This window comes from Bradyrhizobium cajani, assembly GCF_009759665.1.
In the GTDB taxonomy this organism is placed as follows: domain Bacteria; phylum Pseudomonadota; class Alphaproteobacteria; order Rhizobiales; family Xanthobacteraceae; genus Bradyrhizobium; species Bradyrhizobium cajani.
Map to the genome: position 1 here is coordinate 127,930 of NZ_WQNE01000019.1, position 25,375 is coordinate 153,304.

The following is a 25,375-nucleotide window of genomic DNA, read 5'->3' on the forward strand; positions in this document are numbered from 1 at the left end:
TAGGGCGTGGAGAGGGTGAGCCATGTCCGACATGCGTTTGATCGTTGCAGGAGCCGGCGGCCGGATGGGCCGCGCACTGACGCGGGCGATTGCCGAGAGCAAAGGCGCAGTGCTGGCCGGCGCGCTGGAGGCGCCGGGTTCCGATCTGCTCGGCAAGGATGCCGGGGTGCTCGCAGGCCTGCCCGCCAATGGCATCGAGCTGTCGGCCGATCTCTGGGCGATGTCGAAGGATGCCGACGGCATCCTCGACTTCACCGTGCCGGCCGCGACCATCGCCAATGTCGCGATCGCCGCCCAGCGCGGCCTCGTCCATGTCGTCGGCACGACCGGCCTCTCGGCCTCCGACAATGCCGTGATCAAGAGCGTCACCAACCGCGCCGTCGTGGTGCAGTCCGGCAATATGAGCCTGGGTGTCAACCTGCTCGCCGCGGTGGTCAAGCGCGTCGCCAAGGCGCTCGACGAGAGCTTCGACATCGAGATCGTCGAGACCCATCATCGCATGAAGGTCGATGCGCCCTCGGGCACGGCGCTGATGCTGGGCCAGGCGGCGGCGAGCGGCCGCGGTGTCTCGCTCGATGAGCGTGCGGCGCGCGGCCGCGACGGCATCACCGGCGCGCGGCGGCCCGGCGACATCGGCTTTGCCTCGTTGCGCGGCGGCACCGCGGCCGGCGATCACAGCGTGAGCTTCCTCGGCCCGTTCGAGCGCCTGACGCTGTCGCATCACGCCGAAGACCGCATGCTGTTCGCCCATGGCGCGCTGAAGGCGGCGCTGTGGGCGCATGGCAAGAGCCCGGGGCACTACTCGATGGCCGACGTGCTCGGCCTATCCGACATCTGAACAAAACGGAAAGCAGTCAATGAGCGAACGTCTTCTCGTGCTGGTGCGGCACGGCCAGAGCGATTGGAATCTGAAGAACCTGTTCACGGGGTGGAAGGATCCCGATCTCACCGAGCTCGGCGTGAAAGAAGCGAGAGACGCCGGCCGGAAGCTGAAGGCGCAGGGGCTCGTGTTCGACGTCGCCTACACCTCGGTGCTGACGCGCGCGCAGCACACGCTCGATCTCATCCTCGGCGAGCTCGGCCAGGAAGGCCTGCCGACCTCGAAGAACCTCGCGCTGAACGAGCGCGACTATGGCGATCTCTCGGGCCTCAACAAGGATGACGCCCGCAAGAAATGGGGCGAGGATCAGGTGCTGATCTGGCGCCGCTCCTACGACGTGCCGCCGCCCGGCGGCGAGAGCCTGAAGGATACGCTGGCGCGCGCGCTGCCCTATTACGTGCAGGAGATCCTGCCCGGCGTGCTCAACGGCAAGCGCACGCTGGTTGCCGCTCACGGCAATTCTCTGCGCGCGCTGATCATGGTGCTGGAAAAGCTCTCGCCCGAAGGCATTTTGAAGCGCGAGCTCGCGACGGGTGTGCCGATCATCTACCGCCTCAATGCGGATTCGACGGTGGCCTCGAAGCTGGATCTGGCGGGCTGATCACAGATGCCGTCATTCCGGGGCGCCCGTAGGGCGAACCCGGAATATCGAGGTTCTCAGGTGCGCAATTGCGCACCGTAGTTCGATGCTTCGCATCGCCCCGGAACGACATCGGACGATCACTGAATCCCCAGCTGCCCGGCCTCCCAGCCCAGCATCGCCTGCTTGCGGGTGATGCCCCAGTGATAGCCGGTGAGCGTGCCGCTCTTGCCGAGCGCGCGGTGACAGGGCACGACGAAAGACACCGGGTTCTTGCCGACCGCAGCACCGACGGCGCGCGAGGCCTTCGGGCTGTTGATGTTGCAGGCGATGTCTGAATACGACACCGCGCGGCCCATCGGGATCTTCAGCAGCGTCTCCCAGACCCGCACCTCGAAATCGGTGCCGATCATCACCACGCGCAGCGGCTGGTCGGGCCGCCACAGCTTCGGGTCGAAGATGCGCTGTGCGAGCGCGGCCGTGCCTTCGTGATCCTCGACATAGGTGGCCTTCGGCCAGCGCCGCGTCATGTCGGCGAGCGCAACCTTCTCCTCGCCATGATCGGCGAAGGCAAGGCCCGACAGGCCGCGGTCCGTCGCGATCACGATCGCGGTGCCGAACGGCGAGGGATGGAAGCCGTAACGCAGCGCCAATCCCGCGCCGCCGTTCTTCCATTCGCCCGGCGACATCGCCTCATGGGTGACGAAGAGATCGTGCAGCCGGCCCGGTCCTGAAAGACCGGAGTCGAGCGCTGCGTCGAGGATGCTCGCGGAATCCCTGAGCAGGCTCTTGGCGTGGTCGAGGGTCAACGCCTGCATGAAAGCCTTCGGCGTGAGCGAGGCCCAGCGGCGGAACAGATGGTGCAGCTCATCCGGCGTGACCCCGGCCGCATCCGCCATCGCCTCGATGGTCGGCTGCGCGCGCCAGTTCTCCGAGATGAATGCGATCGCCCGGCGCACGGAATCATAGTCGCGCAGCGCGGCGTTCTGGATGCCCGGCCCTGCCAGGCGCTGGTCATGTATCGCGAGTGTCATCATGACCGGAAATGTAGGAGAGGGGCGGGTTCGAAACCACCCGATTTCCGATCCGAATATCAGGCCACCGGGTTGTAGGTCGGGCCGCGCCTTGCGGCGCTCAGAGCGTCGACCAAGGCCTTGTAAAAGCGTGCTTTTTCCTCTGGTCCCAGGAACCCGGCGATCTGGAGCTGGCGGCCGCGCGAAATCAGATAGAGGTGCTCGATGCCATAGTCTTCGTCGACCTCCTGGTCGAGGCGGACCCAGAGCGGGTTGAACACCCATTCGGAAACCTGGCCGCGATGGCTGACGCGGCGCACCCGCAGTTCCGACGGCGTGACCACGATTTCCTCGGTCGCCCGTGCGCTGCGGAAATTGACCTTGAAGGCCCACCAGATCACCAGCACGTCGAGGCCGAAGAAGCCGAACACCGGCCATGCCCCCATCATCAGGAAGGCGAGGCCCGTGACGAAGCTGACGACGCTCAGGAACAGCATCACGGCCAGAAAGCCGGTGCGGTTCAGCGAGCGGTGCGGCGACAGCAGCGCAGAGAAGATCTGAGGCTCGTTCTCGCTCTCAGATCGCGCGCGCTCAATTTCGTTGCCTGTGCTCATTGTCCCTCAGTATATCCCGATCATGGCGAAAATCACCCGCAAGCCGGCCCCGCGCAAAGCGGCCGTGCCGAAGAAAAAGGCCAAGGCGGTCCTCAAGGCGGCCACCGCGAAGCCGAAGGCGCCTGCCAAGACATCGAGCAAAGCCACAAGACCCAATTCTATCAAGTCTTGGACGCCGGCCGAGATTCACGAGGTCTTCAGCCGTTTCCGCAAGGCCAATCCGGAGCCGAAAGGCGAGCTTGAGCACATCAATCCGTTCACGCTGCTGGTCGCCGTGGTGCTGTCGGCGCAGGCGACCGACGCCGGCGTCAACAAGGCGACACGCGCATTGTTCGAGGTCGCCGATACCCCGCAGAAGATGCTCGACCTCGGCGAGGAACGCCTGCGCGAGTACATCAAGACCATCGGCCTCTACCGGACCAAGGCGAAGAACGTCATCGCGCTGTCGGCCAAAGTGCTCAGCGAATTCGGCGGCGAGGTGCCGCGCACGCGTGCCGAGATCGAATCGTTGCCCGGCGCCGGGCGCAAGACCGCCAATGTCGTGCTCAACATGGCCTTTGGCGAGCACACCATGGCGGTCGACACCCACGTCTTTCGTGTCGGCAACCGGACTGGACTTGCGCCCGGCAAGACGCCGCTGGAGGTCGAGCTTGGTCTCGAAAAGGTGATCCCGGCCGAATTCATGCTGCATGCCCATCATTGGCTGATCCTGCACGGCCGCTATACTTGCCTCGCGCGCAAGCCGCGCTGCGAAGTCTGCCTGATCAACGATCTCTGCCGGTGGCCGGAAAAGACGGTGTGATGCCGGCGATAGCCGCGCTCGGCTTCGTCGCACTGATCACCCGCGCCCGCCGGGCCCGTTCACGCCGGCGCCGTTCGGCTTCGCCAGGATGGTGCTGCGGAAATGCGGTGTGCAGGTGACGTAGGGCGCGATGATCAATCGCGCCGCGGTCTCGCTCCACCTCTCCCTACGGGAGAGGTGGGCACGGTCACCGCACCGAGCGCGCCGGCTCGATCAGCTCCGGCCGTGAACCGGACAGGCGCTTGTGCATGTGGACCATGAAGGCCATGCCGAAGATCGGAGTCGCCAGGTTGACGACCGGGATCGAGACGAACGCCGCAATGAAGAGGCCGGCGGTGAAGATGGTCGCGGCGTGGTCGCGCCGCATCGCCTTGGCCTCTTCCGGCGAGCGGAAACGCATTGCGGCAAGCTCGAAATATTCGCGGCCGAGCAGCCAGGCGGCGGCGAGGAAGAAGATCAGGAATCCCGCCCCCGCCAGCAACACCAGCGGCAGTGCGGCGAGATAGATCAGGATCGTCAGCAGCGCGGTCTTGACGCCCTCGAAGATCGCCTGGCTGAACGGCAGCGCAACGCCCGGCCGCTCCGCCGGATAGTGCTCGCGCTCGACGATGTCGGCGACGTCGTCGACGAACAGGCTGGCCACCAGCGAGGTGATCGCGGGCATCAGGAAGACCCCGCCGAACACGACGCCGAAGCCTGCTGCGATCGAGACGATCCAGGCCAGGACCTCCAGCGACGAATGCCAGCTCGGCCCGAGCAGGCCTTCCAGCCAGACCTCGCCATGGGTCGCGAACCAGCTCAGGAGCCGCTGCAGTCCGATCGCCAGCACCGTGATCAGCACCAGGGCAAGGCCGATCGATCGCCACAGGATCGAGCGCATCGGCGGCGAGATCATTTGCGACAGCGCCTTCACGGCGGCATCCAGCATCGGGGTACCCTTCTTACGAAAACCACCCGCGAGAGGTAGACATGCCGGGCGGCTTCGGCAAGGGAGGCTGGCCTGCGGCTAACGGCCGATCGCGGGGCCATCGCGTATGACTTTTGGCACCGCCTGACCGCACGCCTCGTCCTCGAGACGACCGCTTCCAGCGGTCTCCTCAGGATGAGGCTAAGCAGCACCGTGCCTGTTGAAACTGCTGCCACGCATTCCGTCCTCATCCTGAGGAGCCCGCCCAAAGCGGGCGTCTCGAAGGATGGCCGCAGGAACCGCTCTCAACTGCGCTTCCCTCCACAGGAGGGGAGGAGAAGAATGCCGCGCGGCCAGGCTAAGCTACTCGTGCCGATGCCCGTGCTTCCGCGCCTTCGCCTGCTTCCCCTCTCCCGTCGGGATCATCACCACCCGACCGTAGCGCACACCACGCTCGGCTATGATGTGATCGGCGAAATGCCTGACTTCGCCGGCATCGCCGCGCAGCGCCGTCAGCTCCATGCAGTTGTCGTCGTCGAGGTGGACGTGCAGAGTCGCCAGGGCGAGATCGTGATGGCCGTGGAATTCCTGCACCAGGCGCTTCGAGAGATCGCGCGCGGCGTGGTCGTAGACATAGACGAGGCCGGCGACGCAGGGGCCGGCCTGCGCGGTGCCTTCCGTGCTCTGTTGCAGGCCGGCGCGGGCGAGGTCGCGGATGATCTCGGAACGGTTCTGGTAGCCGCGCGCCTCCGCCGCCGCGTCGATCTCCGCCAGGAGATCGTCCTCGATCGTGATGGTGATGCGTTGCATCAGATCTTTCTCCGTGCGTCTCGCCTGTGTCCGTTGATGCGTAGCCCGGATGGAGCGAAGCGCAATCCGGGACGATATCGGTATAGGGACAGAACCCGGATTTCGCTACGCTCCATCCGGGCTACGGATACTTTATTTCCTCACAGCGGCGTTGCGCGCAGCCGCAGTGCGTTGCCGACTACGCTCACCGAGGACAGCGCCATCGCCGCCGCGGCGATGATCGGCGACAGCAGCAGGCCGAAGGCCGGATAGAGGATGCCGGCCGCGATCGGAATGCCGGCGGCGTTGTAGATGAAGGCGAAGAACAGGTTCTGGCGGATGTTGCTCATGGTCGCCTGCGACAGTTTTCGCGCCCGCGCGATGCCGATGAGATCGCCCTTGAGCAGCGTGACGCCCGCGCTCTCCATCGCCACGTCCGTGCCGGTGCCCATGGCAATGCCGACCTCGGCCGCGGCCAGCGCCGGTGCGTCGTTGACGCCGTCGCCGGCCATCGCGACGCTGCGGCCGGCCTTCTGCAGCTTTGCCACCACCGCGCTCTTCTGGTCCGGCAGCACCTCGGCCTCGACCTCGGCGATGCCGAGCCGGCGCGCCACAGCCTCGGCCGTGGTGCGGTTGTCGCCGGTCAGCATGATGACCTTGATGCCTTCGGCCGCGAGTGTCTTCAGCGCCTCCGGGGTCGAGGCCTTGACCGGATCGGCGATTGCGAACAGGCCGGCGAGGGCGCCGTCAACGGCCATGTTGATCACGGTGGCGCCGTCGCCGCGCAGCCGTTCGGCCTCGGCGTCGAGCGGCTTGGTGTCGATCCCGATCGAGGCAAGGTATTTTGCGTTACCCAGCACGACCGTTCTGCCGTCGACCTTGCCGGTCGCGCCCTTGCCGGTCGGCGAGTCGAAATGTTCGACCTGGCTCAGCGCGAGCTGCTTCTCCTTGGCCGCGCGCATGATCGCGTCGGCCAGCGGATGCTCGCTGGCGCGCTCGACGCTGGCCGCCATGCGGAGGATGTCGTCCTCGGCAAAACCGGAGGCCGGGACGATCGTGACCACCTTGGGCTTGCCCTCGGTCAGCGTGCCGGTCTTGTCGACCACCAGCGTGTCGATCTTCTCCATCCGCTCCAGCGCCTCGGCGTTCTTGATCAGCACGCCGGCCTGCGCACCACGGCCGACGCCGACCATGATCGACATCGGAGTCGCCAGGCCAAGCGCACAGGGGCAGGCAATGATCAGCACGCTGACCGCGGCGACCAGGCCGAAAGCCAGCCGTGGCTCCGGCCCGAACCAGGCCCAGGCGGCGAAGGCGGCGATGGCGACGACGATCACCGTCGGCACGAACCAGCCCGCGACCTGATCGGCGAGCCGCTGGATCGGCGCGCGCGAGCGCTGCGCGTCGGCAACCATCTGCACGATCTGCGACAGCAGCGTCTCGCGCCCGACCTTGTCGGCGTGCATGATGAAACTGCCGGACTGATTGAGCGTGCCGGCGATCACCTTGGCGCCGGTCTCCTTGGTAACCGGCATGGATTCGCCGGTCACGAGCGATTCGTCGAGCGAGGAGCGCCCCTCGAGAATGGTGCCGTCGACCGGCACCTTCTCGCCGGGACGAACGCGCAGACGGTCGCCGGCATGCAGCGTATCGATCTCGACCTCATGCTCGCCGCCGTCGGCATCGACGCGGCGCGCCGTCTTCGGCGCGAGCTGGAGCAGCGCCTTGATCGCACCCGACGTTGCATCGCGGGCGCGCAGCTCCAGCACCTGGCCAAGCAGCACCAGCACGGTGATGACGGCAGCCGCCTCGAAATAGACGGCGACCGCACCCTCATGGCCGCGGAAGGTGTCAGGGAATATCTGCGGCGCGACGGTGCCGATGATGCTGTAGACCCAGGCGACGCCCGTGCCCATCGCGATCAGCGTGAACATGTTGAGGTTGCGCGTCAGCAGCGACTGCCAGCCGCGGACGAAGAACGGCCAGCCGGCCCACAGCACCACGGGTGTCGCGAAGACGAGCTGGATCCAGTTCGACAGCGTCTGGTCGATCCAGTTGTGCGGGCCGGCGAGATGGCCGCCCATCTCCAGCACCACGGCCGGCAGCGCCAGTGCTCCGCCGATCCAGAACCGCCGCGTCATGTCGGCGAGCTCGGGGTTGGGGCCGGTCTCGAGGCTCGCCACCTCCGGCTCCAGCGCCATGCCGCAGATCGGGCAGCTGCCGGGGCCGACCTGCCGGATCTCCGGATGCATCGGGCAGGTGTAGATCGTGCCCGCGGGCATCTCCGGCGCGGGCGTTTTTTCCTTGGCGAGATATTTGGCGGGATCGGCGGCGAACTTGGTGCGGCAGCCGGCCGAGCAGAAATGGAAGGTCTCGCCGTGATGCGTGTGGTGGTGCTTCGAGGTCGCGGGATCGACCGTCATGCCGCAGACGGGATCGAGGACCTTCGTCGCGGCATCGCCGTGGTCATGCGCGTGATGATGGGCGTGGCCGGCGTGATCGCCATGGCCGCCGCAGCAGGAGGAGTCCGCCGACTTGGCCGCTGCCGGGGCGGCCTTGGCGGAACAGCCGCATCCGGAATGTCCGTCTGCGTCGTGGTGGTGATGCTTGTGTTCACTGCTGTTCATTGCCATTGCTCCGGCCTTGCAACCTATACCCGGTAGGGGTATATAGACCCCATGCGCAAGGACATCAAGACATCTGTCGGAAAACGCCTCGGCCGGATCGAAGGTCAGGTTCGCGGCCTCGCGAAAATGGTCGAGGAGGACCGCTACTGCATCGACATCGTCACGCAGATCTCCGCGGTGCGCGCCGCATTGCGGCGGGTCGAGGAGGAGATCTTGAAGGACCACGTCGCCCATTGCGTCGAGCACGCGATCGCGAGCGGCGACAAGGCCGATCAGCGCGAGAAGATCGCGGAGTTGATGGCGGTGATCGGCAGGGCGGAACGGTAGGTTTCCACCGTCATTGCGAGGAGCACTTGCGACGAAGCAATCCAGACTGTCGCTGCGGCGAGATTCTGGATTGCTTCGCTGCGCTCGCAATGACGGTGGAGAGAGGCGCGATCGCACCACATTTGCAGGTGTCGTCCCTGCGAACGCAGGGACCAATAACCCCAGGGAGGGGTTTGGCGAAGATTGGATATCGTCCGGTACTTCTACCGCCTGGTCCTCGATAGACTCCGCGGTATGGGTCCTTGCGTTCGCAGGGACGGCGGCGACGTTACGCCACGATTTCGCAGGCGTCTCCGCGGCGCCGTGCGCGATACATCGCGAGTTCGTTCAGCTGCATAAAATGCTCGGAGAAGGCGACGCTCATCTCCACGGGCTGCGCGCCTATTTGCGCAGCCGAAACTTCAACCGGCGCTTCTTCGTCAATCGCCTCAGGAACGAGCGGCGGCGCACTGATCGTTTCTGGAAACACACTGAATGTGCCCGCTACCTCCTCGAGCGGCTTCTGCTTGTCGGCCCAGTGCAGGGCTGTGTAGTCGAAGCCGTGCACGATGGTGGGTTTGACGACTTCGAAATAGGGCGAGATATCGAAGTCGCGGGGCATGTAGAGCGAGGAATCGCGGATGTGGAGGATCTCGCGCCGGGCGGCGCGGCTGCCGGCCTTGGTGATCTTCGGCAGGATCGGGTAGCGCACGGTGTCGAAGGCCTGTGCGATCAGCGCCGAGCAGATGATCTTGGTCGGATCGCCCGAGCCGAGCGCGATCATGCGCCGCCGCCAGCGCTGCGGCACCGGCAGCGGGAACAGGAAGCGCATGAGGTCGACGATGTTCTTGGTGTCGTAGCCGAAGCCGATGCGGTTGATGGCATAGCGGCAGACGGTGGTGCGGTCCTCATAGGACAGCCCGACCGGACGGCAGACACGGGTGTGATAGGGGAAATATTTCGACAGCGGCGCCGAGGCGACGCCTTCGCCGATATTGGCCTCGATCAGCACATGCGGCTCGCCGTCGGGCTCTAGCGCACCCTCGATCGGGCCGACATAGAGCGCGGCGTGTGACCAGGTCGACTGCGTCAGATATTTGATGATGCCGGAGATGTGGTTGTTGCCCTCGACCAGCAGCACGTCGCCGGGCTCGATGATGCCGCGCAGGTGCTCCGGGTCGCTCGGCGTGAACGGCTCGTAGCCCGGCACCTCCTTCGAGAGGTACGCGGCAATCAGCTTGCCGACTGAGTCAAGGACCGTCCCCATTTCGAACTCCCCCCACGGCCTTTTCCGGCCGCCTTTTTCCCTTCTCTATCATGGTCGAAACGTGTTGCAATTCAGTTCATCACTCTGTGAGATCAAGCACGATTGATTCACCATGACGGTTGCTGCGCAACATCAGATGCGGCAAGGTTCTCTGGCTGTTCCCGTTCGCCGCAAGTCTCCGGAAACCATGACATGACAATCACCCGCCGCGGTTTCCTTTCGGCGTCAGCGGGCCTTGCCGCAATGCCGGTCCTGCGCGCATCCGCCGCGCCACTGCCGCGCGAAGCCGACATTGTCGTGATCGGCGCGGGGGCCGCGGGAATTGCCGCAGCGCGGCGCATCGCCGCGGCCAACCGCAAGGTCGTGGTGATGGAGGCGGCCTCGCAGATCGGCGGGCGCTGCATCACCGATACCACGACCTTCGACGTGCCGTTCGATCGCGGCGCGCGTTGGATGCACAATCCCGACACCAATCCGATGATTCGCCTCGCGCGCAGCGTCGGGCTCGATGTCCTGCCGGCGCCCGCGGGCCAGAAGATGCGCATCGGCCGCCGCAACGCGCGGGCGGGGGAGATTGAGGAGTTTCTGGCCGCGCTCGTGCGCGCCAACCGCACCATTGACGAGGCTGGGCGCGGCAAGCTCGATACATCCTGCGCCTCGGTCCTGCCGAAGGATCTCGGCGACTGGGCCGGCGCGACCGAGTTCATGCTGGGCGCGAGCTTTGCCGGCAAGGACCTGAAGGAGCTGTCGGCGATCGACAAGGCGCGTGCGCAGGACCGCAACGCCGCGATCGCCTGCCGCCAGGGCCTGGGCACGCTGATCACGAAGCTCGGCGAGCAGGCGCCGGTCGCGCTGTCGACGCCAGCGAGCCGGATCGCCTGGAGCAACCGCGACGTCAGCGTGGAGACCCCAAGCGGCAAGATCGTCGCACGCGCGGCCATCATCACGGTCTCGACCAACGTGCTGACAGCCGGCGCGATCAAGTTCGCACCCGATATTCCAAAGCGCACGCTCGATGCGGCGTCGAAGCTCACGCTCGGCAGCTACGATCACATCGTGCTGCAGCTGCCGGGCAATCCGCTCGGGCTGTCGCGCGACGACATTCTCATCGAGCAGAGCAACTCGACGCGCACGGCGCTGATGTTCGCCAATATCGGCGGCTCCTCGCTGTGCTCGATCGACGTCGGCGGCTCGTTCGGCCGTGATCTCTCCGAGCAGGGCGAGAAGGCGATGACGGCCTTTGCGAGGGAATGGATCACAAAGCTGTTCGGCAGCGAGGCCGCTAGCGCCATACAGAAGACCAGCGCGACGCGCTGGAACGCCTCGCCCTTCGTGATGGGCGCGATGTCGGCCGCCTCTCCCGGCGGCCAGCTCTCGCGCAAGACGCTGACCGAGCCGATCGGCTGCATGTTCCTCGCCGGCGAAGCTACCCACGAGACGCTCTGGGGCACGGTCGACGGCGCCTGGGAAAGCGGTGAGCGTGCCGCGGACGCAGCGCTGCGCAGGATCGGCGCGCTCAGGGACGAGCCCGATGTGCCGACGCAGTCGACGAAGAAGCGGCGGGCGCCGAGGCAGTAGGGCAATTAAGCTGCAACACGCTCGCTGTCGTCCCGGACAAGCGCAGCGAAGCGAAGCGCCGATCCGGGACCCATAACCACAGGGAGTGGTTTGGCGAAGACTCGGAGTTACCAGCTTGCGCCACAACTTCTCACCGTGGTTATGGGTCCCCGCGTTCGCGGGGACGACCCGCGGAGAGAGTTAGCGCAAGACCCCATCCAGCACCGGCAGCCCCACGATCACCGCCATCGCGATCAGCCCGTAGCAGATGCCGCGAAACACTTTCTCGCTGGCGCGGCCGAACAGGGATGCGCCAAACGCGACGCCAAGAGCGTAGACCGGACCGACGATCAGCGAGAGCAGCAGCGATTCGCGGCTGATCAGGCCCGTGGTCGCGTAGCTGACCATCGAGAAGAAATCCGACGCGCCGAAGAACAGCACGATGTTGGCGCGCGCGACGATCGGTGCGATCGGGCGGCCGAGCCAGTAGCCGACGATCGGCGGGCCGCCGGTCTGCGCCAGCCCGCTGCAGAAGCCCGAGACGCTGCCGATGCCGATCGAGAGCCAGGCATGGTCCTTGCCGCGATAGCGCCAGCCCGACAGCAGCAGAAGCAGCAGCGCAGCGACGAAGCAGGAGATGATCCAGCGCGTTGTGACGGGCTCGAGCACGCTGAGGAAATAGGTGCCGACGGGCACGCCGATCAGCGCGCCCAGCACGATCACGGCGGTGGCCTTGCGATCCGCCTTGCGCCACGCTTCGGGCAAAAGCGGCGCGGCCGCAACGAAATCGATCACGAGCAGCAAGGCCGCGACCAGCCGCGGTGCTGCGACACTGCTCGCCAGCGGCATGAAAATGAGCGCCGCACCGAAACCCGAGAAGCCGCGCGCGGTGCCGGAAACGAAAGCGATGGCGCAGAGCGCCATCGCAATGGTGAGGCTGACGTCCTTCGGGAGGAAGTCCGTAAGGGTCATCCGCGCAAAGTGCCGCCGGTCTTCTTCGTGACCTCCGCCACGATCTTTGCGGCGACGGCCTCGATCTCCTGGTCGGTCAGGGTCTTCTCGCGCGGCTGGATCGTCACCGCGATCGCGATCGACTTCTTGCCGTCGTCGATGCCCTTGCCCTCGTAGACGTCGAAGACGTTCACGCCGGTGATCAGCTTCTTGTCGACGCCCTGCGCGGCGCGCGCGATGTCGCCGGCCTTCACAGTGCGGTCGACGATGAAGGCGAAGTCGCGCGAGACCGGCTGGAAGGCCGCCAGCTCGATTGCAGGCTTGGCGCGGGTCGCCCGCTTCTTCGCCTCCGGAATGCGGTCGAGGATCACCTCGAACACGAGCAGCGGACCGTCGGCGCCGAGCGCCTCGAGCGCGCGCGGGTGCATCTCGCCGAAATAGCCGAGCACGTTCTGCGGCCCGATCTGGATCGTGCCGGAGCGTCCGGGATGCAGCCAGCCCGGCCCGCCCGCGACGATCTGGAGCGCCTGCATCGGCGCACCAATGGCGGCCAGCACCGCAAGCGCATCGGCCTTGGCGTCGAACACGTCGGCGGCCGCAGAGCCGGACCAGTGCCGGCCGAGACCTTCGGACGAGGCCAGGCCGCGGCGGATGCCGCTTGCCGCCATGAACTGATCCTGCGGACGGTCGCCCTTGAACAGCTGGCCGACCTCGAACAGCACCACATCGCCGTAACCGCGATCGGCATTGGCCTGCGCGGCCGCGATCAGTCCCGCCAGCAGCGTCGGGCGCATGTCGGACAGATCCGACGCGATCGGGTTGGCCACTTCGAGTTCGCGCTGACCGCCGCCGAACAATTCGGCCGCAGGCTTTGCGATGAACGACCACGTGACCGCCTCGACCATGCCGCGGCTCGCCAGCGCGCGCCGTGCGCGGCGGGTGCGGAGCTGGAGCGGCGTCAGCACGGATTTGCGCGCATCTTCACCGCGCTCGAACGGCGTCTCCGGCACCTTGTCGACGCCGAAGATGCGGACGATCTCCTCGACGATGTCGGCCTTGCCGTGCACGTCCGAGCGCCAGGACGGCACCGCGACCTTCACCACCGGACCCGGCCCCGCCATCATGAAGCCGAGATGGGTCAGGATGCGCTTCATCTCGACCTGCGGCACCTCGATGCCGGACAGGCGCTTCACTTCGGTGACCGGGAAATCGATCACGCGGTCGTCGCCAAAGGACTTGCCGACCACGACGGTCTCGGACGGCGCACCGCCGCACATCTCCATCACCAGCTTGGTCGCGAGCTCGAGCCCCGGCACCATGAAGGCCGGATCGACGCCGCGCTCGAAGCGGTAGCGCGCATCGGAATTGATGCCGAGCTTGCGGCCGGTCTGGGCGATGTTGATCTCGTTCCACAGCGCCGATTCGATCAGCACGTCCGTGGTGTTCTCGTCGCAGCCCGAGGCTTCGCCGCCCATGATGCCGGCGAGCGATTCGACGCCGTGCTCGTCCGCGATCACGCAGATATTGGCATCGAGATTGTAGGTGCGGCCGTCAAGCGCAAGCAGGCTCTCGCCATGGCGGGCGCGGCGCACGACGAGATTGCCTTTCACTTTCTTCGCGTCGAACACGTGCAGCGGACGCGCGCGGTCGAAGGTCATGAAGTTGGTGATGTCGACCAGCGCATTGATCGGGCGCAGGCCGATCGCGGTCAGCCGCTTCTGCAGCCATTCCGGCGACGGGCCGTTCTTCACGCCGCGCACGAGCCGCAGCGCGAAGCCCGGGCACAGCGAGGCGTCCTCGACCGTCACCTTCACCGGGCAGGGGAATTCGCCTTTGATCGGCCTGATGGCCGGATCCTTGAACTTGCCCATGTCGGCGGCGGAGAGATCGCGCGCGATGCCGTGCACGCCGGTGCAGTCCTGCCGGTTCGGCGTCAGATTGATCTCGACCACGGGATCGCCGAGCCCGGCCCATTCGGCATAGGCCGCGCCGATCGGCGCATCCGCCGGCAATTCCATGATGCCGTCATGGTCGTTGGAGATCTGGAGCTCGGCCGCCGAGCACAGCATGCCGCGGCTCTCGACGCCGCGGATGGTGCCGATTCCAAGAGTAATGTCCTTGCCGGGAATGTAGGTTCCGGGGGCTGAGAACACGCTGACGAGACCGCCGCGCGCATTCGGCGCGCCGCACACGACCTGCACCGGCGCGCCACCGTCGCCGGTGTCGACCATGCAGACGCGCAGGCGATCGGCGTTCGGGTGCTGCTCGGCCGAGATCACCTTCGCGATGGTGAACGGCTTCAGCGCCTTCGCCTTGTCCTCGATGTTCTCGACCTCGAGCCCGATCATGGTGAGCTTGTCGGCGAGCTTGTCCAGCGGCTCGTCGGTCTCGAGATGATCCTTCAGCCAGGAGAGGGTGAATTTCACGAGCTCAGCCCTCCGGCAAGCGTTGGTACTTCGAGCGGTTTGAAGCCGTAGTGGGACAGCCAGCGGACGTCGCTGTCGAACAGCTGGCGCAGGTCGGCGATGCCGTATTTCAGCATGGCGATGCGATCGATGCCCATGCCCCAGGCAAAGCCCTGGTACTCGTCGGGATCGATGCCGCAGGCGCGCAGCACGTTCGGGTGCACCATGCCGCAGCCGAGAATCTCGAGCCAATCCTCGCCCTCGCCGAAACGGATCTCGCCCTTGTCACGGCGGCACTGGATGTCGACTTCCAGCGACGGCTCGGTGAACGGGAAGAACGACGGCCGGAACCGCATGTTGATGTGGTCGACCTCGAAGAACGCCTTGCAGAACTCGTGCAGGATCCATTTGAGGTGACCGAGATGCGAGCTCTTGTCGATGACGAGACCTTCGACCTGGTGGAATTGTGGCGTGTGGGTCGCGTCCGAATCGATGCGGTAGGTGCGGCCCGGGCAGATCACGCGGATCGGCGGCTTCTGGCTCAGCATGGTGCGCACCTGCACCGGCGAGGTGTGGGTCCGCAGCAGCATGCGCGAGCCGTCCTCCTTCGGATGGAAGAAGAAGGTGTCGTGCATCTCGCGCGCCGGATGGCCTTCCGGGAAATTCAGCTTGGTGAAGTTGTAGTCGTCGGTCTCGATATCCGGGCCTTCGGCGACCGAGAATCCCATGTCGGCGAAGATCGTGGTCAGCTCGTCCCAGACCTGGCTCAGCGGATGGATGCGGCCGGCCTCGGCCGGCGCATCGCGCAGCGGCAGGGTGACGTCGACGGTCTCGGCGGCGAGCCGGGCATCGAGCGCCGCCGATTTCAGCACGTCGCGCCGGGCGGCCAGCGCCTGGGTGACCTCGTCCTTGGCCTGGTTGATCGCGGCGCCTTGCGTCTTGCGTTCGTCCGGCGACATCTTGCCGAGCGTTGCGAGCAGGGCGGAGATCGAGCCCTTCTTGCCGAGGGCCGCAACGCGAACGGCCTCGAGGGCCGCTTCGTCGCCGGCAGAGGTGATCTGCGCGAGGATGGATTGGACGAGACTGGCGAGGTCGGACACGGTCGGATCCTTTCAAAGGGCTGCCGGTTGTGGCCGCAGCCGGGCCGGAACGTCAAGCCGAATAGCCGTCGTAAATGCAGGGCATTTGAACTCTATAGGCATGGCTGGCACCAACCTGATGAAGGAGAGGGCGATGCGTTTGCGATCCTGCCGGGCCGGTGTGGCCCTGGTTCTCTTCGGTGTTCTCTTGGGTGTTCTCTTGGAAGGTGCCCTGGGAGGCGCGGCTCACGCCGCCGAGGAATGCCCGGCCAAATCCACCTCGATGGAGGACATCATCGCCGTCCTCAACGCCGCGCCGAGCTGCGACCGGGCCATGGAGCTGTTCGAAGCCTGCGCATACGGCGCCAGCGGCGACGTGCAGTTCGGCGAAGCCGTCGAGAAGAAATGCGAGGCCGATTTTGTCGGCCAGCTGAAGCCGCCGCAGAAGCTCAGCTACCAGCGCGAGTTGCGGGTCTGCGACCGGAAATACCGGAACAAGTCCGGCACCATGTATATCTCGGCGACAGCCTTCTGCCGGGCGGAGGCCGCCCAGCGTTACTCGCGACGTGTACTGAAGGCTGCGGGCCAGAAGGCCCGCTAGCCCTTAGGCAACCAGAGCAGCCTTGGCCTATTACGCCGCGAGGGCGGCTTTGGCCTTCTCGGCGATCGCCTGGAACGCGGCGGGCTCGTTGATCGCGAGATCCGACAGCACCTTGCGGTCCACGGTGACTCCGGACTTGGCCATGCCGTCGATAAATCGGCTGTAGGTCAGGCCGAACGGACGCACGGCGGCGTTGATGCGCTGGATCCAGAGTGCGCGGAACGTCCGCTTCTTACGCTTGCGATCACGGAAGGCGTATTGCTGGGCCTTCTCCACGGCCGGCTTGGCGGCGCGGATGGTGTTCTTGCGGCGGCCGTAGAAACCCTTGGCGGCCTTGTAGACTTTCTTGTGCTTGGCGTGGGCGGTCACACCGCGTTTGACGCGAGACATGACAAAAATCCTTCAGAGATGACTTTGGTTATCGGAACGCCGCGCGAACGCGGCTCGTTTGGCAGTGATCGTGGACGCGATCAGGCGTTCGGCAAGAAGTACTTCTTGACGTTGTCGCCGTCGGTCTTGAACAGCACGCGGGTGCCGCGGAGCTGACGGATCTGCTTCTTCGTCCGCTTGATCATGCCGTGACGCTTGCCGCGCTGGGCGTGCATCACTTTGCCGGTGGCAGTCACCTTGAAGCGCTTTTTAGCGCCCGATTTGGTCTTCAGCTTGGGCATTTGGCTCTCCTATGGCCACAACAGAAATCCGCCCGTGAAGGCGGCTGGCCGTCTAAAATGCTCGTTAGAGCGTTGATTGTGCTCAGGTTTCCACGACCAAGCGCGAAACCCGCACGAAACACCGCCACGGCAGCCCTTAATCAGCCGGGCGATGAAGGCTGGGCTTATGACAGAGCGGGAGCCAAATGGCAACGATGAACCGCCGGAACTCAGCCAGCGACTATTGGGGACGCCACCCCAATGTCCACGCCGTCTCGTCCAGGAGCAGGACCAAATGGCCCATTTATCCCAATTGCGTCTCTCGTTGTTCGTTACCGCTCGTCTGCGCCGCCTGGCGGTGCTGGCCGTGCTCGCCACGGCCATGCTGCCGTCGGCTGCCGATGCCCGCCACCGCGGCTACGACGGTGTCTGGAACGTCACCTTCGCCACCACCCGCGGCAATTGTGGCTCGGGCTACAGCGTGCCCTTCACCGTGATCGGCAGCCGGGTCTCGTCCGCCGGCGGTGGCCGGGTCTCCGGCAGGGTCAACCGCGCCGGCGCTGTGGCGGTCCACGTCTCGGTCGGCGCCTCTCATGCCAGCGGCGGCGGCCGGCTCGCCGGCGTCAACGGTGCCGGCGCGTGGAACGGCATCATCTCCGGCGATCGCTGTAGCGGCACCTGGCAGGCGACAAGGACGTAGCTGTCGCCAAGAAGGTGGTGCGCTCCCTCCTCCGCAAGCGGGAGAGGTTACCGCGGCGTTCGTGGCTCGCATCCCGACAAGAACAAAACGGCCCGCCGGAGGTCCGGACGGGCCGTTGAACTCTCAGTTCCAAAGAGCTGCGCGTCAGCGCGGCGCCAGCACCATGACGACCTGACGACCTTCGAACCGTGCGTCCTGCTCGACCTTGGCGAGCTCGGCGACGTCGGTCTTGATCTTGTCCAGAAGCTTGGTGCCGATCTCCTGGTGCGCCATTTCACGACCACGATAGCGCAGCGTGATCTTGACCTTGTCGCCCTCTTCGAAGAACCGCTGCATCGCGCGCATCTTCACGTCGTAATCGTGATCGTCGATCATCGGGCGGAGCTTGATCTCCTTGATCTCGACGGTCTTCTGCCGCTTGCGGGCTTCCGCGGCTTTCTTCTGAGCGGAATACTTGTACTTCCCGTAGTCCATGATCTTGCAGACGGGAGGGCTGGTATTCGGCGAAATCTCGACCAGATCCATGCCAGCTTCCTGGGCCATCCGGATGGCGACGACGGTCTCGACCGTGCCTTTATTATCACCGGTCTGATCGATCAGCTGGATCTGCGCATTGCGGATATCATCATTGATGCGCGGCCCGTCTTTGCTGGCAGCGGGCGGAGCTTTATTAGGACGGCGAATGGGTGGTTCTCCAAAGTTGTGAAAGAAGCGGCTATTTTGAAGGAAGATGCGGTTGCCGGCAAGCAAGTCGCTCGTGCGAAACGCGAAAAACCCTCAAATGCGAGGCATTTTGGTCACGCCCGTTGGCACGCTGACGACATAGACACCTTGCTTCTGTTCCGCAAGCGTCCCAAAGGGCAATGCCGACATCGGATTGCGCTGCTAAGGCGCGCCCAAACAGCTCAAACCGCATAGCCAGAGTAAACGTTCCATGACCGATGCAACTCCCGACGCCGTGCTCGACTTCATCGATGTGGGCGAGGGTCCGTCCGCACGCAAGATCGCGGTGCGCAGCCGTCGCGGACAGGGCCCCGGACTGGTCTGGCTCGGCGGATTCAAGTCGGACATGCAGGGCAGCAAGGCCGTGGCGCTGGACGGCTGGGCCAGCGAGCACGGCCGCGCCGTCGTCCGCTTCGACTATTCCGGCCATGGCGAATCCGGCGGCGATTTTGCCGACGGAACCATCGGGCGCTGGCTCGAGGAGAGCGTGGCGGTGTTTTCGCGGTTCTGCGACGGCCCGCAAATCCTGATCGGTTCCTCCATGGGCGGCTGGATGGCGCTGCTGCTCGCGCGCGAGATCAGGAAGCGACAGGAGACGCAGGAGGCCAAGGCGTCGCTCGCCGGGCTCGTGCTGATCGCACCGGCGCCGGATTTCACCGAGGAACTGATGTGGAAAAATTTTTCGCCTGCGGTGAAGAAAGAGATCGAGACCAAGGGCGTTTGGCTGCGGCCGTCGGAATACGGCGACGGCTCGCCCTATCCGATCACGCGGAACCTGATCGAGGAGGGCCGCAATCATCTCGTGCTCGGCAGCGCCATCGATCTCGGCTGCCCCGTCCGCATCCTGCAAGGCGCGCAGGATCCCGACGTGCCGTGGCAGCACGCCTTCGCCTTGACGCACCGCTTGCCGGCCGACGACGTCGTGCTGACCATGATCCAGGACGGCGACCACCGTCTGTCCCGCCCGCAGGACATCGCGCGCATTCTTGCTGCAGTGGCGGAGATCGGGTGAAGTGTCTCCAAACAGTCGGTGTCATCGCCCGACTTGATCGGGCGATCCAGTATTCCAGAGGCCGTAGCGATTGAATCGAGAGGCCGCGGCGTACTGGATGCCCCGGTCAAGCCGGGGCATGACGGAGAACGGGGAAGGAGAACGCCAATGACCGTCAGCACCATGCTCCGCGCCTTCTGCGATGCGGTCGAGCAGCGCAACGGCAAGGCGTTTGCCGATCTGTTCACCGAGGACGGTATCTATCACGATGTCTTCTACGGCGCCTTCGCAGGCCGCGAGAAGATCGCGGCGATGATCGACGACTGGTTCTATCGCACGGCGACCGATTTCCGATGGGACATGCATGACCCGGTGTCCGACGGCACCACGCTCTATGCGCGCTACACTTTCAGCTATCGGTCGACGCTGCCGGAAGCGAACGGCGCGCGGGCGATGTTCGAAGGCGTGGCGATCATGACGCTGCGTGACGGCAAGATCGCGAGCTATCACGAGGTCGCCAACACGGCGCCGGCATTCGTTGATTTGAAGTTCGCGCCGGAGCGGATCGCGAAGATCGTCGCCAAGCAGGGCGCGGAGCTGAAGGCGCGGCCGGAGATGCAGCGGCATTTGAGTTGAGCGCCGCTCTCTCCATTCGTCATTCCGGGGCGCGCGTAGCGCGAACCCGGAATCCATTGGGCTGCAAGTATTGTGGTGAAATGGATTCCGGGCTCGCGCCAAGTGGCGCGCCCCGGAATGACGAGTGGAGAGATACGCGCGTCCTTACCGCTTCGACGGATTTGCCATCGGCTTGCGCTGCGCCAGCGCAGCGACGGTCGCGGTGCCGATCGGCCCCTCTTCGTCATAGAGCCAGCATTCGCCGATCGCGACACCGTCGGTGGCGTGATGGTTCACTACCTCGAAGCCGATCCAGTTCGTCACCGGCAGGCGGTGCAGATAGATCGTGACGTCGCTGTTGATGTAGCCGAGTCCCATGTCACCGGCATTGGCAAACGGGCTGGCGAAATCGGCGCCGGTGGCGACATGAACGAACGGCGTCATCGGTGCGCCGGCGACGAGCTCGCGCACCTCGCTCATCCAGAGCCGGCGCGGACCGAGCGAGCCCATATGGCCGACGATCGGCCGCGTTGTCCATTTGCCGTGCATGCCGAGCCGCGGATCGGCCGGCTTCGGAATGTCGGCCGGCTTCGGCACGTCCCAGTTCGGCGGCGACCAGACGTTGCCGTCGGGGTTCTGCGTCCGCCGCAACAGCTGGCACGAGGCGCGCGCCATGCTGACGCCGCCGGAGACGAATTCCGCTTCCACCACGCGGATGCGCATTCCGTCGCGTACCAGCCGCGTCGTCACTTGAATCGGCTTGTCGATGGTCGGCAGCCGAAACATGTCGACGGTGAGCCGCGCCGGCACGAACTCAGGGCCGGAATGGCGCTCCTCGATGGCGAAGCCGAGCAGGCCGACGATGACGCGCCCGTGCAGCGATTTCGGGTCCCACGGACCGTTGGCCACTTCCGTCGGATGGAATGTGTCGCCGTCGCGGGTGAAGAATGGCATGTTGGTCATGACGCGCGAGATTGAAGAAACGGGCGGGGAAATCAAGATGCCCAATCCTCATGGTGAGGAGGTGCGAAGCGCCGTCTCGAACCATGAAGGCCCGGCTGCGGCGGCTCGGCCTCTATCCTTCGAGACGCCGCTTGCGCGGCTCCTCAGGATGAGGGTCAGCGGCGGCGTGTCAGGAAGCTACTTGCCACTCCTCACGTACGTCTTCATCGCGCTCACCGTCCATCGCAGCAGGCTTGATTGCGTCAAACTCCTCCCGCGGTAACAACTGCCCGAGCGCCCACACCGCCGCTCCGCGCACCAGCGGGCTCGCATCCTCCAGCAATCGTCGCGCTTCCGCGGCCAGCGTCGCGTCCGCCGAGTTGCCGATCGCAATCAGCACGTTGCGCAGGAAGCGGTCGCGGCCGATGCGCTTGACCGGGGACTTCGTGAACAGCGCGCGGAACGCGGCATCGTCGAGCCGTGCAAGTTCGGCAAGCGTCGGCGCGCGCAATTCATCGCGCGCGGCAAGCTTCGCCTCGCGGCCCTCCTGCGCGAACTTGTTCCAGGGGCACGCCGCGAGGCAATCGTCGCAGCCATAGATTCGATTGCCGATGGCTTTGCGGAATTCGTGCGGGATCGGTCCCTTGTTCTCGATGGTCAGGTACGAGATGCAGCGTCGCGCGTCGAGCTTGTAGGGCGCGGGAAACGCCGCGGTCGGACAGATGTCGAGACAGGCGTGGCAGGAGCCGCAATGATCGATCTCGGCATCGTCGCGCGGCAGCTCCAGCGTGGTGTAGATCGCGCCCAGGAACAGCCACGAGCCGAACTCGCGCGAGACGAGATTGGTGTGCTTGCCCTGCCAGCCGAGATGCGCGGCTTGCGCCAGCGGCTTCTCCATCACCGCCGCGGTGTCGACAAACACCTTCACGTCCGACGGTGCGGTCGCGACCAGCCAGCGCGCCAGCGCCTTCAGCCGCTTCTTGATCAAATCATGATAGTCGTCGCCCTGCGCATAGACCGAGATCGCCGCGCGCGTGCGCTGCTTCAGGATCGCGAGCGGATCCTGGTCGGGGCCGTAATTGACGCCGAGCATGATGACGCTGCGCACGTCCTGCCATAGTCCGCGCGGATCGATACGGCGCTCCGGCTGCGCGGCGAGCCACTCCATGTCGCCATGGCCGCCGGAGGCGATGAACTCGAGGAAGTATCTTCCGGCGCTCTCGATCGTGCCGGGCGCGGTGATGCCGATGCCGTCGAAACCGAGCGCGCGGGCTTCGCGCGCGAGCGCCGCCTTCAATTCAGTCGGATCGGAGTTCAGAAATCCAGGTCCACGTAGGTCCGCGACGCCGGCACGCCCGCCAGCCATTCGCTCAGGAGCGGACGGAACGACGGGCGGGATTTCACCCGCGCGTACCACGCCTTTGCTGCGTCGTCCTCGCTCCATGGCACGTCGCCCAGATAGTCGATCGCCGAGAGATGCGCCGCGGCGGCGAGATCCGCGTAAGAGAGCCGGTCGCCGGCGAGGAAGTTACGCGTCTGCGCCAGCCAGCCGATATAGGCCAGATGATAGCGCACATTTGCCTTGGCAGCCCGCATCACGTCGGCCGAAGGCGGGCCGCCGCCGTTCTCCTCGCTCATGAAGCGCTTGTAGATGCGCTCGGTGACCAGAGGATGCGAGACCTCCTCGAAGAACTTTTCGTTGAACCAGGCCATCAGCCGGCGCACCTCGACGCGCTCGGGAAGCGTCTCCGGCATCAACCGCTTCGGTCCCATCCCGGCGCCATAGGCCTCGTCGACATATTCGGCGATGATGGCCGCGCCCGGTATCGGCGGCTGCTCGTCGTCGACCAGCACGGGCGTCGTGCCGGCCGCATTGAGCAGCAGAAATGCCTCCCGCCGTTCCCAGCTGCGTTCCTCGACCAGCTTCAGGTCGAGCCCGTATTCGCCCGCGATCAGGCGGATGAAGCGCGAATGCGGACAGAACGGATGATGAAACAGCGTAAACATGAAGCCTTTGACTATTTGATGGTGCTTAAGAATCCATCAATGTTTGTGCGGCGCCACACTAGTCCTTCAAAACCGCGAAGCAAGGGCGTGATGTCGCATTTTGCGATTGCGGCATGGGGACGAATAGGCGAGAAGAGCCCCGCTTTTCCAGCCGAAATGGACCGTAAATATGTCAGATACAATACGGGCAGTGATCCTCGGCATCATCGAGGGTGTGACCGAGTTCCTTCCCGTGTCGTCGACCGGCCACCTGCTGCTCGCTGAGCGCTTCTTCCATCTCGGCGAAGGCGCATTCTGGGATTCGTTTACGGTTCTGATCCAGCTCGGTGCGATCCTCGCGATCGTCGGGCTGTACTTCAGGAAGCTGTGGGATGTCGCGATCGGCCTGTTCACGGGCGATGCCTATGCGCGCCGCTTCGTGATCGGCGTGCTGGTGGCGTTCCTGCCCGCGGTGATCGTCGGCCTCGTTGCCGGCAAGTACATCAAGAGCGTGCTGTTCAATCCGTGGGTCGTCTGCTTCACGCTGATCGTCGGCGGCGCCGTCCTGCTCTGGGTCGACAAGCTCGATCTCAAGCCGCGTGAGTACGACGCCACCAGGTTTCCGCTGCTGATGTATCTCTATATCGGCATCGCGCAGTGCGTGGCGATGATCCCGGGCGTGTCGCGCTCAGGTGCCAGCATCGTCGCCGCCATGCTGCTCGGTTCGGACAAGCGCGCGGCGGCGGAGTTTTCGTTCTTCCTCGCCATTCCCACCATGATCGGCGCGTTCGCCTACGACTTCTACAAGAGCCGCTCCGAGATGACGATGGATCACATCAACATCGTCGCGATCGGCTTCGTGGTGTCGTTCATCACCGCGATCATCGTGGTCAAGACGTTCCTGGAATACGTCACCCGGCACGGCTTCGTGGTGTTCGCCTGGTGGCGCGTCATCGTCGGCACGCTCGGCCTGATCGCGCTGGCCCTCGGCCACTAACGCGGCGTCGAAAACGCTATTCACGGATGGTGCGCGACCTCTCCCGCAAGCGGGAGAGGTGAAATCCTACACGCTCATGCGCTGGAACTGACCGGCCGAGCGGAAGCGCCAGAGATATTGCGGGGCGATCGCCTCCAGCGCATCGGCGGTGATGCCGAGACCTTCCAGCGTCAGGCCTGCCGCCTTCGCGGCATCCGACACGACATTGTCGCGCTCGAGCAGCGTGACCTGGTCCGGCGTCAGCTTGAACACGCCGGGTGCGAATTGCAGGAAGTTGGCCTGGAAGCGGGCGAGGCCGAACGACAGCGGGATCAGCATCCGCTTGCGGCCGGTGATCTCGAGGATGGCCTCGATGATCTCGCGCATGGTCAGCACTTCCGGCCCGCCGAGCTCGTAGGTCGCGCCCGCCTTGGCCTTGCCGTCGACGGCATCCGCGATCGCGGTGGCGACGTCGCCGACATAGACCGGCTGCATCCGGGTACTCCCGCCGATCAGCGGCAGCACCGGCGACATCCGCGCCAGCGCCGCGAAGCGGTTGGTGAACTGGTCTTCGGGGCCGAACATCACGGACGGGCGGAAGATCGTCGCCGACGGCACCGCGGCCAGGACCGCCGCCTCGCCGGCCGCCTTGGCCCTCGCATAGTGCGAGGGCGACTGCGCGTCGGCGCCGATCGCGGAGACGTGGACCAGACCCGCCCCGGCGGCGGCCGCCGCCTTGGCGACGGTTTCGGCGCCCTTGGCCTGAACGGCATCGAAAGTCTGCGCCCCGCCCTCGGCAAGGATGCCGACCAGATTGATCACGACCTGCGAATCACGCAGCGCCGCCTCGACCGAGGCCGGATAGCGCAAATTGGCCTGCACGACGTGGACCTGCCCGACCTTGCCGGAGGGCTGGAGGTAACCGGCGAGTTCCGGCCGCCGCACCGCCACCCGGACCCGGTAATCCCGCTTGCACAGCGCCCGGACCACGTTCCGGCCCAAAAACCCCGATCCGCCGAAAACCGTGACCAGCGTGTCCAGATTCGATGCCATGGGGTTCGTTCCTGCGGAAAGAGTGCGTGTTATCAGGCTTGTATCGGGCCGGTTTGCGATGCGCAATCGGCAAGCCGAAGCCCGGTTCAAGCATGAATTGACAACGGCGTCACCGAACCGTAGTAACCGCCTCCGTGCCCCAAACGGCATGCCCAGGTGGTGGAATTGGTAGACGCGCTGGCTTCAGGTGCCAGTGGCTTAACGGCCGTGAAGGTTCGAGTCCTTTCCTGGGCACCATTTTGCGGGATTTGACCGCAAACTAGGCGGCTTCTCATCGGTGGAGATGGCAGGGCGGTGATCCCCGTATCGCCGTCGCTGGGGTTTCCCCATCACGCCAAATCGGCCCGCCTCGCCCTCACAC

Annotated in this window: 26 protein-coding genes and 1 tRNA gene; 11 read left to right on the forward strand and 16 right to left on the reverse strand. The window is 65.4% G+C overall.

All coding sequences use genetic code 11. The annotated features are described in order from the left end of the window. The first annotated feature begins 22 nt into the window (after positions 1 to 22). The gene (gene dapB / locus GPL20_RS22460) at positions 23 to 838 is read left to right on the forward strand and encodes a 4-hydroxy-tetrahydrodipicolinate reductase (protein WP_157331680.1); all 816 of its coding nucleotides are present in this window, start codon (positions 23 to 25) and stop codon (positions 836 to 838) included. A gap of 19 nt (positions 839 to 857) precedes the next feature. Then, positions 858 to 1,481, forward strand: a complete 624-nt coding sequence (locus tag GPL20_RS22465; RefSeq protein WP_157331681.1) for a 2,3-bisphosphoglycerate-dependent phosphoglycerate mutase — start codon at positions 858 to 860, stop codon at positions 1,479 to 1,481. A 119-nt stretch (positions 1,482 to 1,600) separates the two neighbouring features. On the opposite strand, the gene GPL20_RS22475 is transcribed toward GPL20_RS22465, so the two are convergent. Together GPL20_RS22475 and GPL20_RS22480 are read right to left on the reverse strand one after the other, a co-directional pair. Then, positions 1,601 to 2,497 carry a methylated-DNA--[protein]-cysteine S-methyltransferase gene (locus GPL20_RS22475; RefSeq protein ID WP_157331682.1) on the reverse strand — a complete coding sequence of 299 codons (897 nt, stop codon included), beginning with the start codon at positions 2,495 to 2,497 and terminating at the stop codon, positions 1,601 to 1,603. Between the two features lie 56 nt (positions 2,498 to 2,553). Beyond that, complete coding sequence (locus GPL20_RS22480) at positions 2,554 to 3,087, reverse strand: DUF2244 domain-containing protein (RefSeq protein WP_157331683.1); 534 nt, start codon at positions 3,085 to 3,087, stop codon at positions 2,554 to 2,556. A gap of 22 nt (positions 3,088 to 3,109) precedes the next feature. Between GPL20_RS22480 and nth the strand changes: the two genes are divergently transcribed. After that, positions 3,110 to 3,889 (forward strand): endonuclease III, encoded by a 780-nt coding sequence (gene nth / locus GPL20_RS22485; RefSeq protein ID WP_157331684.1) that lies wholly within the window; start codon positions 3,110 to 3,112, stop codon positions 3,887 to 3,889. Between the two features lie 187 nt (positions 3,890 to 4,076). On the opposite strand, the gene GPL20_RS22490 is transcribed toward nth, so the two are convergent. The 3 genes from GPL20_RS22490 to GPL20_RS22500 all read right to left on the reverse strand — a co-directional run bounded on the left by GPL20_RS22490 (position 4,077) and on the right by GPL20_RS22500 (position 8,212). Next, positions 4,077 to 4,817: a sulfate transporter family protein gene (locus GPL20_RS22490; RefSeq protein ID WP_157331685.1), complete on the reverse strand. Its 741-nt coding sequence runs from the start codon at positions 4,815 to 4,817 to the stop codon at positions 4,077 to 4,079. Between the two features lie 342 nt (positions 4,818 to 5,159). Continuing rightward, complete coding sequence (gene nikR, locus GPL20_RS22495) at positions 5,160 to 5,606, reverse strand: nickel-responsive transcriptional regulator NikR (RefSeq protein ID WP_157331686.1); 447 nt, start codon at positions 5,604 to 5,606, stop codon at positions 5,160 to 5,162. A 140-nt stretch (positions 5,607 to 5,746) separates the two neighbouring features. Beyond that, positions 5,747 to 8,212 carry a heavy metal translocating P-type ATPase gene (locus GPL20_RS22500; RefSeq protein ID WP_167533150.1) on the reverse strand — a complete coding sequence of 822 codons (2,466 nt, stop codon included), beginning with the start codon at positions 8,210 to 8,212 and terminating at the stop codon, positions 5,747 to 5,749. Between the two features lie 51 nt (positions 8,213 to 8,263). Between GPL20_RS22500 and GPL20_RS22505 the strand changes: the two genes are divergently transcribed. After that, positions 8,264 to 8,539, forward strand: coding sequence for a metal-sensitive transcriptional regulator (locus GPL20_RS22505; RefSeq protein WP_157331688.1), 276 nt, complete (start codon positions 8,264 to 8,266; stop codon positions 8,537 to 8,539). A gap of 268 nt (positions 8,540 to 8,807) precedes the next feature. On the opposite strand, the gene GPL20_RS22515 is transcribed toward GPL20_RS22505, so the two are convergent. After that, positions 8,808 to 9,785 carry a YiiX/YebB-like N1pC/P60 family cysteine hydrolase gene (locus GPL20_RS22515; protein ID WP_157331690.1) on the reverse strand — a complete coding sequence of 326 codons (978 nt, stop codon included), beginning with the start codon at positions 9,783 to 9,785 and terminating at the stop codon, positions 8,808 to 8,810. Between the two features lie 192 nt (positions 9,786 to 9,977). Between GPL20_RS22515 and GPL20_RS22520 the strand changes: the two genes are divergently transcribed. Further along, a complete protein-coding gene (locus tag GPL20_RS22520) occupies positions 9,978 to 11,363 on the forward strand; it encodes a flavin monoamine oxidase family protein (RefSeq protein WP_157331691.1) in 1,386 nt (461 codons plus the stop codon). 180 nt (positions 11,364 to 11,543) lie between these two features. Here GPL20_RS22520 and GPL20_RS22525 read toward each other — a convergent pair whose 3' ends face one another. Genes GPL20_RS22525 through pheS form a run of 3 tightly spaced genes read right to left on the reverse strand, consistent with a single transcriptional unit; the run spans position 11,544 to position 15,798 of the window. Beyond that, the gene (locus GPL20_RS22525; protein ID WP_157331692.1) at positions 11,544 to 12,314 is read right to left on the reverse strand and encodes a sulfite exporter TauE/SafE family protein; all 771 of its coding nucleotides are present in this window, start codon (positions 12,312 to 12,314) and stop codon (positions 11,544 to 11,546) included. Continuing rightward, entirely contained in the window at positions 12,311 to 14,719 is a 2,409-nt protein-coding gene (pheT, locus tag GPL20_RS22530; protein WP_254125901.1) for a phenylalanine--tRNA ligase subunit beta, read from the reverse strand. Before pheT ends, GPL20_RS22525 begins: the two co-directional genes overlap by 4 nt. After that, entirely contained in the window at positions 14,716 to 15,798 is a 1,083-nt protein-coding gene (gene pheS / locus GPL20_RS22535) for a phenylalanine--tRNA ligase subunit alpha (protein WP_254125903.1), read from the reverse strand. The genes pheT and pheS overlap by 4 nt, the downstream gene beginning before the upstream one ends. 133 nt (positions 15,799 to 15,931) lie before the next feature. Here pheS and GPL20_RS22540 point away from each other — a divergent pair, with 133 nt between their 5' ends. Then, positions 15,932 to 16,378 carry a hypothetical protein gene (locus GPL20_RS22540; protein ID WP_157331725.1) on the forward strand — a complete coding sequence of 149 codons (447 nt, stop codon included), beginning with the start codon at positions 15,932 to 15,934 and terminating at the stop codon, positions 16,376 to 16,378. Between the two features lie 30 nt (positions 16,379 to 16,408). Here GPL20_RS22540 and rplT read toward each other — a convergent pair whose 3' ends face one another. Together rplT and rpmI are read right to left on the reverse strand one after the other, a co-directional pair. Further along, the gene (gene rplT, locus GPL20_RS22545) at positions 16,409 to 16,768 is read right to left on the reverse strand and encodes a 50S ribosomal protein L20 (RefSeq protein WP_157331693.1); all 360 of its coding nucleotides are present in this window, start codon (positions 16,766 to 16,768) and stop codon (positions 16,409 to 16,411) included. An 80-nt stretch (positions 16,769 to 16,848) separates the two neighbouring features. Next, positions 16,849 to 17,049, reverse strand: a complete 201-nt coding sequence (gene rpmI / locus GPL20_RS22550) for a 50S ribosomal protein L35 (protein WP_008539890.1) — start codon at positions 17,047 to 17,049, stop codon at positions 16,849 to 16,851. 274 nt (positions 17,050 to 17,323) lie between these two features. On the opposite strand from rpmI, the gene GPL20_RS22555 reads away from it, so the two are divergent. Beyond that, on the forward strand, positions 17,324 to 17,728 hold the full coding sequence (locus tag GPL20_RS22555) for a hypothetical protein (RefSeq protein ID WP_157331694.1): 405 nt from the start codon (positions 17,324 to 17,326) through the stop codon (positions 17,726 to 17,728). 144 nt (positions 17,729 to 17,872) lie between these two features. Here the strand turns inward: GPL20_RS22555 and infC are convergent, their stop codons facing one another. Beyond that, on the reverse strand, positions 17,873 to 18,412 hold the full coding sequence (infC, locus tag GPL20_RS22560; protein ID WP_080134054.1) for a translation initiation factor IF-3: 540 nt from the start codon (positions 18,410 to 18,412) through the stop codon (positions 17,873 to 17,875). Positions 18,413 to 18,662: 250 nt separating this feature from the next. Here infC and GPL20_RS22565 point away from each other — a divergent pair, with 250 nt between their 5' ends. Together GPL20_RS22565 and GPL20_RS22570 are read left to right on the forward strand one after the other, a co-directional pair. Continuing rightward, on the forward strand, positions 18,663 to 19,463 hold the full coding sequence (locus GPL20_RS22565; RefSeq protein WP_157331696.1) for an alpha/beta hydrolase: 801 nt from the start codon (positions 18,663 to 18,665) through the stop codon (positions 19,461 to 19,463). Between the two features lie 147 nt (positions 19,464 to 19,610). Continuing rightward, positions 19,611 to 20,078, forward strand: a complete 468-nt coding sequence (locus tag GPL20_RS22570) for a nuclear transport factor 2 family protein (protein WP_157331697.1) — start codon at positions 19,611 to 19,613, stop codon at positions 20,076 to 20,078. Positions 20,079 to 20,222: 144 nt separating this feature from the next. Here the strand turns inward: GPL20_RS22570 and GPL20_RS22575 are convergent, their stop codons facing one another. The 3 genes from GPL20_RS22575 to GPL20_RS22585 form a co-directional block, all read right to left on the reverse strand. After that, a complete protein-coding gene (locus GPL20_RS22575; protein WP_157331698.1) occupies positions 20,223 to 21,020 on the reverse strand; it encodes an acyl-CoA thioesterase domain-containing protein in 798 nt (265 codons plus the stop codon). Positions 21,021 to 21,189: 169 nt separating this feature from the next. Further along, the gene (queG, locus tag GPL20_RS22580; RefSeq protein WP_157331699.1) at positions 21,190 to 22,365 is read right to left on the reverse strand and encodes a tRNA epoxyqueuosine(34) reductase QueG; all 1,176 of its coding nucleotides are present in this window, start codon (positions 22,363 to 22,365) and stop codon (positions 21,190 to 21,192) included. Beyond that, positions 22,314 to 23,006 carry a glutathione S-transferase family protein gene (locus GPL20_RS22585; protein WP_157331700.1) on the reverse strand — a complete coding sequence of 231 codons (693 nt, stop codon included), beginning with the start codon at positions 23,004 to 23,006 and terminating at the stop codon, positions 22,314 to 22,316. Before GPL20_RS22585 ends, queG begins: the two co-directional genes overlap by 52 nt. A 169-nt stretch (positions 23,007 to 23,175) precedes the next feature. Between GPL20_RS22585 and GPL20_RS22590 the strand changes: the two genes are divergently transcribed. After that, positions 23,176 to 23,982, forward strand: a complete 807-nt coding sequence (locus tag GPL20_RS22590) for an undecaprenyl-diphosphate phosphatase (RefSeq protein ID WP_157331701.1) — start codon at positions 23,176 to 23,178, stop codon at positions 23,980 to 23,982. A gap of 66 nt (positions 23,983 to 24,048) precedes the next feature. Here the strand turns inward: GPL20_RS22590 and GPL20_RS22595 are convergent, their stop codons facing one another. Beyond that, positions 24,049 to 25,014 (reverse strand): complex I NDUFA9 subunit family protein, encoded by a 966-nt coding sequence (locus tag GPL20_RS22595; RefSeq protein WP_157331702.1) that lies wholly within the window; start codon positions 25,012 to 25,014, stop codon positions 24,049 to 24,051. 150 nt (positions 25,015 to 25,164) lie between these two features. Here GPL20_RS22595 and GPL20_RS22600 point away from each other — a divergent pair. After that, positions 25,165 to 25,251 (forward strand) — tRNA-Leu (locus tag GPL20_RS22600). Positions 25,252 to 25,375 lie beyond the last annotated feature (124 nt).

Coding starts and splice junctions, on each gene's coding strand:
- dapB (WP_157331680.1), top strand. CDS start 23: ATGTCCGACATGCGTTTGATCGTTGCAGGAGCCGGCGGCCGGATGGGC.
- GPL20_RS22465 (WP_157331681.1), top strand. CDS start 858: ATGAGCGAACGTCTTCTCGTGCTGGTGCGGCACGGCCAGAGCGATTGG.
- GPL20_RS22475 (WP_157331682.1), bottom strand. CDS start 2,497: ATGATGACACTCGCGATACATGACCAGCGCCTGGCAGGGCCGGGCATC.
- GPL20_RS22480 (WP_157331683.1), bottom strand. CDS start 3,087: ATGAGCACAGGCAACGAAATTGAGCGCGCGCGATCTGAGAGCGAGAAC.
- nth (WP_157331684.1), top strand. CDS start 3,110: ATGGCGAAAATCACCCGCAAGCCGGCCCCGCGCAAAGCGGCCGTGCCG.
- GPL20_RS22490 (WP_157331685.1), bottom strand. CDS start 4,817: ATGCTGGATGCCGCCGTGAAGGCGCTGTCGCAAATGATCTCGCCGCCG.
- nikR (WP_157331686.1), bottom strand. CDS start 5,606: ATGCAACGCATCACCATCACGATCGAGGACGATCTCCTGGCGGAGATC.
- GPL20_RS22500 (WP_167533150.1), bottom strand. CDS start 8,212: ATGAACAGCAGTGAACACAAGCATCACCACCACGACGCAGACGGACAT.
- GPL20_RS22505 (WP_157331688.1), top strand. CDS start 8,264: ATGCGCAAGGACATCAAGACATCTGTCGGAAAACGCCTCGGCCGGATC.
- GPL20_RS22515 (WP_157331690.1), bottom strand. CDS start 9,785: ATGGGGACGGTCCTTGACTCAGTCGGCAAGCTGATTGCCGCGTACCTC.
- GPL20_RS22520 (WP_157331691.1), top strand. CDS start 9,978: ATGACAATCACCCGCCGCGGTTTCCTTTCGGCGTCAGCGGGCCTTGCC.
- GPL20_RS22525 (WP_157331692.1), bottom strand. CDS start 12,314: ATGACCCTTACGGACTTCCTCCCGAAGGACGTCAGCCTCACCATTGCG.
- GPL20_RS22540 (WP_157331725.1), top strand. CDS start 15,932: ATGCGTTTGCGATCCTGCCGGGCCGGTGTGGCCCTGGTTCTCTTCGGT.
- rplT (WP_157331693.1), bottom strand. CDS start 16,768: ATGTCTCGCGTCAAACGCGGTGTGACCGCCCACGCCAAGCACAAGAAA.
- rpmI (WP_008539890.1), bottom strand. CDS start 17,049: ATGCCCAAGCTGAAGACCAAATCGGGCGCTAAAAAGCGCTTCAAGGTG.
- GPL20_RS22555 (WP_157331694.1), top strand. CDS start 17,324: ATGGCCCATTTATCCCAATTGCGTCTCTCGTTGTTCGTTACCGCTCGT.
- GPL20_RS22565 (WP_157331696.1), top strand. CDS start 18,663: ATGACCGATGCAACTCCCGACGCCGTGCTCGACTTCATCGATGTGGGC.
- GPL20_RS22570 (WP_157331697.1), top strand. CDS start 19,611: ATGACCGTCAGCACCATGCTCCGCGCCTTCTGCGATGCGGTCGAGCAG.
- GPL20_RS22575 (WP_157331698.1), bottom strand. CDS start 21,020: ATGACCAACATGCCATTCTTCACCCGCGACGGCGACACATTCCATCCG.
- queG (WP_157331699.1), bottom strand. CDS start 22,365: ATGGCTGGCGGGCGTGCCGGCGTCGCGGACCTACGTGGACCTGGATTT.
- GPL20_RS22585 (WP_157331700.1), bottom strand. CDS start 23,006: ATGTTTACGCTGTTTCATCATCCGTTCTGTCCGCATTCGCGCTTCATC.
- GPL20_RS22590 (WP_157331701.1), top strand. CDS start 23,176: ATGTCAGATACAATACGGGCAGTGATCCTCGGCATCATCGAGGGTGTG.
- GPL20_RS22595 (WP_157331702.1), bottom strand. CDS start 25,014: ATGGCATCGAATCTGGACACGCTGGTCACGGTTTTCGGCGGATCGGGG.